Consider the following 12,348-nt stretch of genomic DNA (forward strand, 5'->3'; position numbering starts at 1 on the left):
GGGATTCAATGCAGTGTCAGGGCGTTTTGACTTCGATCCGGAAGTCAGTGGCCCGGGGTACCGGTGCGATGGCGGGCAAGTAGCTGGTTTGCGTGCCGTACAGGGTCAGGCTCTTCCAGCTTTCTTCGTCGGCCACGGGAAACCCGTCGTTGCCGAGCCAGGCGAAGCGGTAGTACAGCGTCGTGTTACTGCTGCTGGTGTTGATCAGTGCCGCCTTGACGGTCAGAAAGCCGTTCTCGCGGGCGACGCGCATAGGCCCAATGTCGATGTTCTTCAGGGTGCCCAGCGACACCACTTTGCTGGCGGCGCTACCCGGCGCCGGAGGTGGCGGCGTGGCGCAACCAACGAGCAGGGTCAGCGCCATCAGGCTGAGAATTTTGATACGCATACAGGGGCTCCGTTTAAGGTTGTTTGAGGCTGGCCAAGGCTTGCGGCACATCCGTCGGGACGACGTGCGAGGCCAGACCGCTGGCGTACACCTGATTGCCGATCACGCGCACAGCGACGACCTGATAGTGCTGATCGATCTTGACCTGCACTTGTCGGCTACCCTGAGCTGACGGCAGACTCAGTTGGTGTTCGCCTTGTTTCAGGCGCAGGCGGACCACTTGGGTGTTGTTGGGCAGGGTGCGCCAGGTGCGGGTGTCGGCACCTTCGGTAATCGCCGAGGCGATGCCCATGGCCAGGCCGGCCAGCGGGTTGGCTTTGTTCAGCTGGTTTTGCGCCACGCCACGGGTGATCGCCCGCACAGACGTGCGCAGGATGATGCCCGGCATGTCGTCACGCAGCGCACGGCGCGACATATCCGTGGTGCTGCTCAACAGGGTCAGATTGAGAGGCTGGCCATCGAGCCCGATCTGGCTGAAAGCCGCTGTCGAGGTGTCCGGCTTGATCACCGGGAATGACAGTGGCGTGATCACTAGATTGTTGTTGATGGGCAAGGGCAGCGGGATACGGATCGAGTCACGGGACGGGGCGAAGCCGCTTTGCACTACGATCAGTACGTCGCTGTCGGTGCTTTGGCTCGCGGAGCTGTCCAGGTTCAGCAGCGCTTGATCGAGCAGGGGCGTGTTGGGGCGAAGTTCGGCTGCCTTGCGATAACCCGGTGCCGCGAGGCCACGTTCACCCAACGCCTCGTAAACGAAGCCTGAAAGGTAGTGACTGAACGCACTCTGATAGCTGTTTTTCAGGCCGACCACCTCCGGTGCGTCGAGGCTTTCTACCGGGTAACCCTTGAGATCTTTGTACTGGGTTTTGACGCCGCGGTTCTGCGCTTCCTCTTCGCTTTTGAGGTATTCCTTATCGCGCAACTCAGTGATCACGGCCTCACGTTCGTGGGTCTTCTTGATCTCGGTGCGTGCGTTTTCGAAATCGTTCTGGGCCAGCAGATTGAGGGCCATCTGCGTGGTCAGCATGACCTTTTCGTAGTCATAGCCTTCGTAACGCCGAACTTTGTCGTTGATCAGGAAGCTGCCGAATTGGGCCAGGTATTTATCGGTGTCCAGCTTGACCGACTCCTCCCAAGTGGACACCACACGGTCGGCCGCGCGCCAGGCGGTCTGGCTGCCGGCGAGATCGCCTTTGGCGCTCAGCAGTTCGCCTTTCTCAAAGTAATACAGCAGGTCTTTGTCTTCGCCAGTGTTGTTCTTTTCCAGCGTCACAAGCGCGCCATCAACGTTGCCAACCGCTAATTGCTGGTTGGTTTCCTTGAGTTCGGTGTCGTAGCTACGGAAAGCGGCGCAGCCGGCCAATTGCACAGTGGCAACCAGCGCCAGCGCGGTCAATGCACGAGATGACATGAAGGATTCTCTCTGTCCCTGAAAGTCGGCAACCGGGCGAAAGGCATCGGTTGGGCAAGCCCTTTGAGGCGGACGCGAAGTATAAACTCGAGAGATGGCAAAACAATGGCTATTTGATATTAATGGTTGGGTTTTTCGGCATACGCCATAATCACCCCGTCAATCTCTGGAAAAACTGTATGCGCGTCTGGATCGATGCCGATGCCTGCCCTCGGGCGGCGAAAGACCAGGTCATCAAGTTCGCCTTGAAGCGTCATTTCGAGGTGCTGCTGGTGGCCGGGCAAAGTCAGATCAAACCGAGCTACGCGTGCGTCAAGTTGATCGTGGTGCCCAGCGGCCCGGATGCAGCGGACGATTATCTGGTCGAGCATGCGCGGCCTGGCGAGTTGGTGATTTGCAGCGATGTGCCGTTGGCGGATCGGCTGATCAAGAAGGGCGTTGCTGCGCTGGATCCTCGTGGTCGCGAGTTCGATCCGCAGAACATGGGTGATCGTCTGGCCGTGCGAAACCTGTTCACCGATCTGCGAGATCAAGGCCAGATGGGCGGCGGGCAAGCACCCCATGGCGAACGCGAAAAACAGGCGTTCGCCAATGCGCTGGACCGGATTCTGACCCGGTTGGTGCGTGAGTTTCCGTAAATCAGTCCCCTCAGATCACTCTTCCTCCTGCATCAACTCAATTACCCGATCAACCAGCTTATTGATCCCTGACGCCGCCTCGCTGATCGACTGGGCGATCATGTAGGCCGGCGTGCTGACCAGCTTGCGCGCTTGATCCTCGACAATTTCGCCGACTTCGCAGTTCTTGTGGGTGCCGCCCATTTTGCCGATGGCTTTGGCGGTGTCCGGATCGTTGCCGATGGTGCAGGTCACGCCGGGCCCGTAGATTTTCGCCGCCAGCGCGGGGGACACGCAGATCAGCCCCACCGGCTTGGCGGATTCGGCAAAGGCTTCGGCCAGTGCCAGAACCTCAGGCTGCACACTGCAGTTGGCGCCTTCGGCCGCGAAATTGGACAGGTTTTTCGCCGCACCGAACCCACCCGGGATGATCAGCGCGTCGAAGTCTTCGGCATCGGCCTCACGGATGTCCTTGATCGCACCACGGGCGATGCGCGCGGACTCGATCAGGACGTTGCGCGACTCGGGCATTTCTTCGCCCGTCAGGTGGTTGATCACATGATGTTGCGCAATGTTTGGAGCGAAACACTGCACCTCGACGCCGCGCTGGTCCAGGCGCAACAGGGTGAGAACACTCTCGTGGATCTCCGCACCGTCCTGGACGCCGCAGCCGGAAAGAATCACTGCCACTTTCTTTTGCATCGCGTTTGCTCCCGTTCATGGCGCCGGTCGGGTGATCCGTACGCCAGCCGTTTCCTGGAAAAATACTCTTAAAAGAATGCCCCGAAGAATGTCGTTAAATGTCCACTAATTTGTCACTCGCTGCCATAGGGTTTTGGCCGAACCGGGCCTAATCTTTGGCAATAGGTCTCTTCGGTTTCAGCTGGATGTTCTACCTGCCGCTGGCGGTGCTGGGCGTGCGATCGCTGATATTCACTTGCCGTTGATGGGGTTGGCGCAGTCGCTGGGACTTTGGCGTGTGAGTTCGCTGGGCTGGGTGGCCCTGCTGACTTACGTTCTGCTGAGCGCAATGGGGCTGTATTGCGCTCGCGGGCAGTTCATTCGTCTGGCTGATTCTTGACTTCGACGGTGGCGGCTTTACTGCACAGCGCTCCCAGCTCTTTGGCAATGCGCGCGGCTTTGATCCGTCGGCGCAACCACAAGATGCCGCCAAGCAGCAGCAGGGCGCCCAGCACCCAAAGCTCGTATTTCTTGACGTTGCCCAGCAGGCTTTCGAGCAACGCGCCGAAGTGGTAAGCGGCCGCACCCAGCGCCGCCGCCCACACTGCGGCGCCAAGGCCGTTCAGCAGCAGGTAGCGCCCGGGCGGGTAACCTGACAGGCCGATGGCCACCGGCATCACGGTGCGCAACCCGTAGACGAAGCGGAAACTCAGCACCCAGATATCGGGATGCCGGCTAATGTGTCCCAGCGCCTTGGCGCCCATCAATTGCCAGCGCGGCTTGCGGGATAACAATTTGCGGCCGTGCTTACGCCCCAGGAAGTACCAGAGCTGGTCACCGGCGTAGCTTCCGAAGAACGCCACCACCACGACCAGGTTGATATCCATGTAACCCCGGAACGCAAGAAAGCCGGCGAGGACAAGAATCGTCTCACCTTCAAAAAAGGTTCCGAGAAAGAGGGCGAAGTAGCCAAATTCCTGCAAAAAATGTTGGAGCATTATCTGGGTGCTGGCGAAATGAACGCGCAGCCTAACTCGCCCACGACATTCAGGAAAGTGTCGATATGTGTCTCGACGTTAAGATTTCCTACAGCGACAATGGCTGCGTCCTCCAGTCGCAGGTTGCCCATAGTTGTCATACATTGGTCATAATGGTGGCTTATAACTGTCACGCTTGCCCGCCTGCGCGGGCTTCAGGAGTCTTGCCGTGAGCTTTACCCCCGCCAGCCGCTTGTTTCCTCTTACCCGCCTGCGTCGCAATCGTCGCGATGATTTTTCCCGTCGTCTGGTTCGTGAAAACGTATTGACCGTTGACGATCTGATCCTCCCGGTTTTTGTACTCGAGGGTGAAAACCGTCGTGAAACCATCGCGTCGATGCCAGGCGTCGAGCGTCTGAGTATCGATCTGCTGTTGCAGGAAGCGGAAGAATGGGTGGCGTTGGGCATTCCGGCGCTGGCGTTGTTTCCTGTCACGCCACCTGAGAAGAAATCCCTCGATGGCGCTGAAGCCTGGAACCCGGACGGCATTGCTCAGCGTGCCACCCGCGCCCTGCGTGATCGCTTCCCCGAGTTGGGTGTAATCACTGACGTTGCCCTTGACCCGTTCACCACTCACGGTCAAGACGGCATTCTCGATGAAGACGGCTACGTGCAGAACGACATCACCGTTGATGCGTTGGTCAAGCAGGCGCTGTCCCATGCCGCGGCCGGCGCGCAAGTGGTTGCGCCCTCCGACATGATGGATGGTCGCATTCAGGCGATCCGTGAAGCGCTGGAGCTTGCCGATCACGTCAACGTGCGGATCATGGCTTATTCGGCTAAATACGCCAGCGCGTACTACGGCCCGTTCCGCGATGCGGTGGGCTCGGCGCTGAACCTGGGTAAAGCGAACAAGGCGTCCTATCAGATGGACCCGGCCAACAGCAACGAGGCGCTGCACGAAGTCGCTGCCGACTTGTCTGAAGGGGCGGACATGGTGATGGTCAAACCGGGTATGCCTTACCTGGACATCCTTCATCGGGTCAAAAATGAATTCAAAGTCCCGACTTTTGTCTATCAGGTAAGTGGCGAATACGCGATGCACATGGCGGCAATCCAGAATGGCTGGTTGAGCGAGGGTGTGATTCTTGAATCCCTCACCGCTTTTAAACGTGCAGGTGCTGACGGCATTCTTACTTACTTCGCCGTTCGTGCTGCTCAACTGTTAAAAGGGCAGTAGCCCACACAGGAACACCCATGAATACCGAAGGACTCACCCAAGCCGCTGTTCAGATCGCCGTTCAGGATGCTCAGCCGGTGGTTGAACCGAACATCGAAGTGGTGCCCGTCCCCGAGGCGCCAGCAGCGCCAGTGGTGCCCGCTGTCGTCGTCCCGAACCTGGACGACAGCAGCTTGTACATCCACCGCGAACTGTCGCAATTGCAGTTCAATATTCGCGTGCTGGAGCAGGCGCTGGATGAGTCTTACCCGCTGCTGGAGCGGCTGAAGTTTCTGCTGATCTTTTCCAGCAACCTCGATGAGTTCTTCGAAATTCGGGTCGCCGGTCTTAAGAAACAGATCACCTTCGCTCGCGAACAGGCGGGCGCAGACGGTTTGCAGCCGCACCAGGCGCTGGCGCGGATCAGCGAGCTGGTACATGGCCACGTCGATCGCCAGTACGCGATCCTCAACGACATTCTGTTGCCGGAGCTGGAAAAACATCAGGTCCGCTTCATTCGTCGTCGTTACTGGACAGCCAAGCTTAAGGCTTGGGTCCGTCGCTTTTTTCGTGACGAGATCGCGCCGATCATCACCCCGATTGGACTCGATCCGACGCACCCGTTCCCGTTGCTGGTGAACAAGAGCCTGAACTTCATCGTTGAACTGGAAGGTATCGACGCCTTCGGCCGCGATTCCGGTCTGGCGATCATCCCTGCACCGCGTCTGTTGCCGCGAGTCATCAAGGTTCCAGAGGAGGTCGGCGGAGCAGGGGACAACTACGTGTTCCTGTCGTCGATGATTCACGCGCACGCCGATGACCTGTTCCAGGGCATGAAGGTGAAGGGCTGTTATCAGTTCCGTCTGACCCGAAACGCCGATCTGGCAGTCGACACCGAAGACGTCGAAGACCTGGCCCGAGCCCTGCGCGGCGAGCTGTTCTCGCGTCGTTATGGCGATGCGGTGCGCCTGGAAGTGGCCGATACCTGCCCGAAACACTTGTCCGACTACTTGCTCAAGCAGTTCAACCTGAGCGACACCGAGCTGTATCGAGTCAACGGCCCGGTCAACCTTACGCGTCTGTTCAGCATCACCGGTCTGGACAGCCACCCCGAACTGCAATACCTGCCGTTCACCCCGGCGATCCCCAAGTTGTTGCAGAACAGCGAGAACATTTTCAGCGTGATCAGCAAGCAGGACATCCTGCTGCTGCACCCGTTCGAGTCCTTTACGCCCGTGGTGGATTTGCTCCGTCAGGCGGCGAAAGACCCGCATGTGCTGGCGGTCCGGCAGACGCTGTATCGCAGCGGCGCCAACTCGGAAATCGTCGATGCATTGGTCGATGCGGCGCGTAACGGCAAAGAGGTCACCGCGGTAATCGAATTGCGCGCGCGGTTTGATGAAGAGTCCAACCTGCAACTGGCCAGCCGCCTGCAAGCGGCGGGCGCGGTGGTGATTTATGGTGTGGTCGGCTTCAAGACCCACGCCAAGATGATGCTGATCCTGCGCCGTGAAGCCGGTGAGATTGTCCGTTACGCCCACTTGGGGACCGGCAACTACCACGCCGGTAACGCCCGTCTGTATACCGACTACAGCCTGCTGACCTCCGACGACGCCCTGTGCGAAGACGTCGGCAAGTTGTTCAGCCAGTTGATCGGCATGGGTAAAACGTTGCGCATGAAGAAGCTGCTGCATGCGCCGTTCACCCTGAAGAAAGGCATGCTCGACATGATTGCCCGCGAGATGCAGTTCGCGCTCGATGGCAAGCCGGCGCACATCATCGCCAAGTTCAACTCGCTGACCGATCCGAAGATCATTCGGGCGCTGTACAAGGCCAGTCAGTCAGGGGTGCGTATCGATCTGGTGATACGAGGCATGTGCTGCCTGCGTCCAGGCATTGCCGGCGTTTCGCACAATATTTATGTGCGCTCGATCATCGGTCGCTTCCTTGAGCACACGCGGGTCTTCTACTTCCTCAATGGCGGCGATGAGCAGATGTTCCTGTCCAGTGCTGACTGGATGGAGCGCAACCTCGACAAGCGCGTCGAGACGTGCTTCCCGGTAGAGGGCAAGAAGTTGATTCTGCGGGTCAAGAAGGAGCTGGAAAGCTATCTGACTGACAACACCCACAGCTGGATACTGCAGTCTGACGGTCGTTACACGCGCAGCACGCCAACCGGCAACCAGAACCCGCGCAGCGCTCAGGCAACCCTGCTGGAGCGCCTGAGCAACCCGCTGCTCAGCGTACGCTGAAGACGATACCGACTCGGGCCAACCACTCCGCTTCCAGCGCGAAGTCGGCCTGAGTCAGTTGGTTGTTTTCCAGCCAACCGTCCGGGAACAACGCGTCCAGGTTCTGACCGTTGGCATGCAGAACCACTTGCGGCATCTCTTGGGTGCCGCGAATGTGGTGGAACAGAATCGCAAAGCGCAACAACACGCACAGGCGAATCAGCTTGATGCCTTCCTCGCCAAAATCGGCGAACTTGTCCTTGGGAATATTGCGGCGGTGGCCACGCACCAGCAGGGCCAGCATGAGCTGGTCTTCACGGGAGAAGCCGGCCAGGTCCGAGTGTTCGATCAGGTAGGCGCCGTGCTTGTGGTAGTGATAGTGGGCGATGTCCAGCCCCACTTCGTGGACCTTGGCGGCCCAGCTCAGCAGCTCGCGATACAGATCGTCTTCCAGGTTCCAGGCCACAGCGACCTGTTCAAGGGCGTGCAGCGCTTTGCGTTCGACACGGGCAGCCTGTTCCAGGTCGACGTGATAACGCTCCATCAGCGAGCTCAGGGTGCGTTCACGAACGTCTTCATGATGATGGCGGCCCATCAGGTCGTAGAGCACGCCTTCCCGTAGAGCGCCTTCGCAGTGATCCATGCGGCTGAGTTCCAGGGCATCGAAAATCGCTTCGAGAATCGCCAGACCTGCCGGGAAAATAGACCGACGGTCGGGTTTGATGCCGTCGAAATCGATTTTCTCCACATCACCGAGTTTGAACAGCTTGCGCTTGAGCCAGGCCAGGCCCTCGGCGTTGACTTCGCCGGTGCCATGCCCGCCGGCTTTGAGTGCCAGGCCGATGGCGCGAATGGTCCCTGACGAACCGATGGCTTCATCCCAAGTCAGGCGATGCAGTGCGTGTTCGATGCTCATGATTTCCAGACGCGCCGCCGTGTACGCCTGGGCATACCGGGCCGGACTGATCTTGCCGTCGCGGAAATAGCGCTGGGTAAAGCTGACGCAGCCCATTTGCAGGCTTTCACGCAGCAGCGGTTCGAAACGCTGGCCAATGATAAATTCGGTACTACCGCCGCCGATGTCAGCCACCAGGCGCTTGCCAGGGGTATCGGCCAACGTATGGGACACACCCAGATAAATCAGACGGGCTTCTTCACGGCCGGAAATCACTTCCACCGGATGGCCGAGGATCTCTTCGGCGCGGCGAATGAAATCGCCACGGTTACGCGCTTCACGCAGGGCGTTGGTGCCGACGATCCGCACTGCGCCTTGCTCCATACCGTTGATCAGTTGGGCAAATCGCTTGAGGCAGTCGAGCCCCCGCTGCATGGACTCTTCGCTGAGCTGACGCTCTTCATCGATCCCGGCCGCCAGCTGAACTTTTTCGCCCAGCCGCTCTAGAATGCGGATTTCGCCAAGATTGGCTTTGGCCACAACCATGTGAAAGCTGTTTGAGCCCAGGTCGATGGCGGCGATCAAGGAAAGATTCTTGGCTGGGGATTGCGGCATGATCAATGGGTCTCGGTCGATAACCGTGCCATCCTGCCACGATCCATCCCTGCCGCCAACGCGAAGCGTAGTGTCAGACCGATCGTGAGGGGACTGATTTATTTTCAGCGCTTCATCGAAAATCAATCTGTCCCCGCTTTTGAGGCCGTGGACTGAGGCCGGGGACAGATTGATTTTTCAAAGAGCGCGAAAAATAAATCAGTCCCCTCAGGCGCCGTGCTCCACCGAACCAATGAAATTCGCCAGCTCCGGGGTGCGCGGGTTGGCGAAGAGGATTTTCGGGTCGCCTACCTCATGCACCTTGCCTTCATGCATGAACACCAGTTTGTCGCCGACTTCGCGAGCAAAGCGCATTTCGTGGGTGACCATGATCAGAGTCATGCCATCGTTGGCCAATTGGCGCACCACACTGAGTACTTCGTTGACCAGTTCGGGGTCGAGCGCCGAGGTGATTTCATCGCACAGCAGCACTTTGGGCGACATCGCCAAGGCGCGAGCAATCGCGACGCGCTGTTGCTGACCGCCGGACAGGCGTTCAGGGAACGCGTCGAACTTTTCCCCAAGACCGACCCGTTCGAGCATCTGTCTGGCGAGCTGGGCGGCTTTGGCCTTGGGCACTTTTTGCACGACTTGCGGCGCGAGCATGACGTTCTCACCCACGCTCAGGTGCGGGAACAAGTTGAATTGCTGAAACACCATGCCGACCTTCTGCCGCAAGCTGCGCAGGTCGGCGCGGGCGGCGTCCAGGTATTCGCCGTCGACTTCAATCACGCCGTCGTTGATCGACTCCAGTCCGTTGAGGGTCCGCAGCAGGGTGCTTTTGCCCGAGCCGCTGCGGCCGATGATCGCCACCACCTGGCCTTCTTCGACGGTCAGGTCGATACCTTTGAGTACGTGGTGGTCGCCGTAATATTTATGCAGGGCGGAAATCCTAAGCAGCGGCATGCAGTCTCCTTTCCAGATAGCGGGCACTGAGCGACAAGGGGTAGCAGAGCAAGAAATAACCGAGGGCTACGAAGCCGTAGACCATGAATGGCTCAAAGGTGGCGTTGGCGAGCATGCCGCCAGTCTTGGTCAATTCGGTGAAACCAATGATCGAGGTCACGGCGGTGCCCTTGACCACTTGCACCGAGAAGCCGACGGTGGGGGCCACCGCGATGCGCAAGGCTTGCGGCAGGATCACGTAGCGCAGTTGCTCAAAAGGCGACAGCGCCAGGCTGGCGGAGGCTTCCCATTGACCGTTAGCGATTGACTCGACGCAGCCGCGCCAGATTTCAGCCAGGTACGCGCTGGTAAATAGCGTCAGTGCCAGCGCGGCGGCCAGCCAGGGCGAAATGTCGATGCCCAGCAGCGCAACGCCGAAGAACACCAGAAACAGCTGCATTAACAGCGGCGTGCCCTGAAACAGCTCGATATAAACCCGGGCCAGCCAGCGCGGGGCGCTCTTGTCCGAGATGCGCAGGGTCATCACCAGCAAGCCAATCACGCCGCCACCTGCGAATGCCGTCAGCGACAAGGCCAGGGTCCATTGCAGGCCAACGAGCAAATTGCGCACGACATCCCAAAGGGAGAAATCCATCAGCCATTCCTCGATATGTAGCGCCGCCCGACCCAGGCCAGCAACTGACGGATCAGCAGCGACATGAACAGGTAGATCAGCGTGGTGATGATGTAAGTCTCGAACGCGCGGAAGTTGCGTGACTGAATGAAATTGGCGGCGAAGCTCAGCTCTTCGGTCGCGATTTGCGAGCAGACCGCCGAGCCGAGCATGACGATGATGATCTGGCTGCTCAGTGCCGGCCAGACCTTGCCCAGCGCCGGAGCCAGCACCACGTAGCGGAACGCTTCAAAGCGACTCATGGCCAGCGCCGCAGCGGCTTCGAGTTGGCCTCGCGGGATGGCCTGAATGCCAGCGCGAATGATCTCCGTCGAATAAGCGCCAAGGTTGACTACCATCGCCAGCACCGCGGCCTGCCACTCGGAGATATGAACACCCAGCGATGGCAAGCCGAAGAAGATGAAGAACAATTGCACGAGAAACGGCGTATTGCGGATCAGCTCGACATAGATGCCGAAGATCGCCGCGAACGGGCGAATATTCCAGGCCCTGACAACCGCCCCGACAATCCCCAGGCTGACCCCGAGCAGCGTACCGATGGCCGTCAACTCCAGGGTGAACAGGGCGCCTCGTAGCAATAGATTGGCGTTTTGCAATACGGGTAAAAAGTCGAACTGATAAGCCATGCGGCCCCCTGGATCAGTACTTCAGTACTCAAAAATCAATCGCGGAAATCAGAAGTCAGAAGTCAGAAGTCAGAAGTCAGAAATCAGACGGCAGCGGTTGCTTGAGCCAGGTCTGAGCGTTCTTTTCCAGTGCGCCGTCGGTGCGGGCGGTGTTGAGGATGTCGTTGACCTTGGCCAGTAGCTCCGGCTCGTTCTTGTTCACGCCGACGTAGACGGGCGAGTCCTTGAGTTTCACCTTGAGGGCGGGAATGCGTTTCGGATTGCGTTCGCTGATTACCGCCATGACGACGTTGCCGCTGGCGATCAGATCCGTTTGACCGGCGAGGTAGGCGGCGATGGTCGAGTTGTTGTCCTCGAAGCGCTTGATGGTTACGCCTTGCGGGGCAGCCGCAGTCAGCTCGATATCTTCGATGGCGCCACGGGTCACGCTGATGGTTTTGCCCACCAGATCGTTCAACTCGGTGACCGGTGCGTCAGGCGGCCCGAAAACTGCGAGGTAGAAGGGCGCGTAGGCGCGGGAGAAGTCGATGACCTTTTCTCTGTCCGGGTTTTTGCCGAGGCTGGATATCACCAGATCGACCTTGCCCGTGGTCAGGAACGGGATGCGGTTGGTGCTGTTGACTGGCGTCAGCTCCAGTTTGACCTTCAATTGGTCGGCCAGCAGTTGCGCAGTGTCGATGTCCAGGCCGCGCGGCTTCATGTCCGGGCCGACCGAGCCGAAGGGCGGAAAATCCTGAGGCACGGCGACTTTCAGCGTGCCACGAGTCATCACGTCGGTCAGGCCGTTGGCCTGAGCAGGCGCCTGGCTGAGCATCAGGCTGGCAAACAGGGCGGTGAGCAGGACGCTGTAACGCTTGGTCATAGGAAGTCTCCGAGTTGAACGAAAGGCATTTCTGAAATCCTCAGTGCACAGCCCATGCCAGCGGGCTGCAGTGCCGAGGATCAGAGGGTTTGCCAAGCGTCGTGGTCTTACTGGTCTGAACAGTTGAAAGCGATTTCGCTCCGTTTTAGCGCGTCTGAAACCCCTGGCGACCCAATGCCGGGCGCCGCTTGCCGGATCGGCGCGAGAG

Annotated in this window: 12 protein-coding genes; 3 read left to right on the forward strand and 9 right to left on the reverse strand. The window is 59.1% G+C overall.

All coding sequences use genetic code 11. The features are described from left to right. Positions 1-16: 16 nt before the first annotated feature. Both AC1MEE_RS26660 and AC1MEE_RS26665 read right to left on the reverse strand, forming a co-directional pair. Positions 17-388 carry a YcfL family putative periplasmic lipoprotein gene (locus AC1MEE_RS26660; RefSeq protein WP_480412472.1) on the reverse strand — a complete coding sequence of 124 codons (372 nt, stop codon included), beginning with the start codon at positions 386-388 and terminating at the stop codon, positions 17-19. A gap of 13 nt (positions 389-401) precedes the next feature. Beyond that, positions 402-1,799, reverse strand: a complete 1,398-nt coding sequence (locus tag AC1MEE_RS26665) for a COG3014 family protein (RefSeq protein ID WP_480412473.1) — start codon at positions 1,797-1,799, stop codon at positions 402-404. Between the two features lie 179 nt (positions 1,800-1,978). Between AC1MEE_RS26665 and AC1MEE_RS26670 the strand changes: the two genes are divergently transcribed. Further along, positions 1,979-2,437 (forward strand): YaiI/YqxD family protein, encoded by a 459-nt coding sequence (locus AC1MEE_RS26670; RefSeq protein ID WP_480412474.1) that lies wholly within the window; start codon positions 1,979-1,981, stop codon positions 2,435-2,437. Between the two features lie 15 nt (positions 2,438-2,452). Here the strand turns inward: AC1MEE_RS26670 and elbB are convergent, their stop codons facing one another. Both elbB and AC1MEE_RS26680 read right to left on the reverse strand, forming a co-directional pair. Beyond that, entirely contained in the window at positions 2,453-3,118 is a 666-nt protein-coding gene (elbB, locus tag AC1MEE_RS26675) for an isoprenoid biosynthesis glyoxalase ElbB (RefSeq protein WP_480412475.1), read from the reverse strand. 356 nt (positions 3,119-3,474) lie between these two features. Beyond that, positions 3,475-4,098: a DedA family protein gene (locus AC1MEE_RS26680; protein WP_480416353.1), complete on the reverse strand. Its 624-nt coding sequence runs from the start codon at positions 4,096-4,098 to the stop codon at positions 3,475-3,477. A 205-nt stretch (positions 4,099-4,303) separates the two neighbouring features. Here AC1MEE_RS26680 and hemB point away from each other — a divergent pair, with 205 nt between their 5' ends. Both hemB and ppk1 read left to right on the forward strand, forming a co-directional pair. Continuing rightward, positions 4,304-5,314, forward strand: coding sequence for a porphobilinogen synthase (hemB, locus tag AC1MEE_RS26685; protein WP_480412476.1), 1,011 nt, complete (start codon positions 4,304-4,306; stop codon positions 5,312-5,314). Positions 5,315-5,331: 17 nt separating this feature from the next. Further along, positions 5,332-7,545, forward strand: a complete 2,214-nt coding sequence (ppk1, locus tag AC1MEE_RS26690) for a polyphosphate kinase 1 (protein WP_480412477.1) — start codon at positions 5,332-5,334, stop codon at positions 7,543-7,545. On the opposite strand, the gene ppx is transcribed toward ppk1, so the two are convergent. The 5 genes from ppx to AC1MEE_RS26715 form a co-directional block, all read right to left on the reverse strand. Continuing rightward, entirely contained in the window at positions 7,532-9,034 is a 1,503-nt protein-coding gene (gene ppx, locus AC1MEE_RS26695; RefSeq protein ID WP_480412478.1) for an exopolyphosphatase, read from the reverse strand. The two genes, ppk1 and ppx, sit on opposite strands and share 14 nt — an antisense overlap. Positions 9,035-9,241: 207 nt before the next feature. Beyond that, complete coding sequence (locus tag AC1MEE_RS26700) at positions 9,242-9,979, reverse strand: amino acid ABC transporter ATP-binding protein (RefSeq protein ID WP_480412479.1); 738 nt, start codon at positions 9,977-9,979, stop codon at positions 9,242-9,244. Then, entirely contained in the window at positions 9,966-10,616 is a 651-nt protein-coding gene (locus AC1MEE_RS26705) for an amino acid ABC transporter permease (RefSeq protein ID WP_480416354.1), read from the reverse strand. The genes AC1MEE_RS26700 and AC1MEE_RS26705 overlap by 14 nt, the downstream gene beginning before the upstream one ends. Beyond that, entirely contained in the window at positions 10,613-11,278 is a 666-nt protein-coding gene (locus tag AC1MEE_RS26710; protein WP_480412480.1) for an amino acid ABC transporter permease, read from the reverse strand. Before AC1MEE_RS26710 ends, AC1MEE_RS26705 begins: the two co-directional genes overlap by 4 nt. Positions 11,279-11,354: 76 nt before the next feature. After that, positions 11,355-12,140: a transporter substrate-binding domain-containing protein gene (locus AC1MEE_RS26715; RefSeq protein ID WP_480412481.1), complete on the reverse strand. Its 786-nt coding sequence runs from the start codon at positions 12,138-12,140 to the stop codon at positions 11,355-11,357. Positions 12,141-12,348: the final 208 nt, after the last annotated feature.

Source organism: Pseudomonas sp. ASL3, from assembly GCF_056680425.1.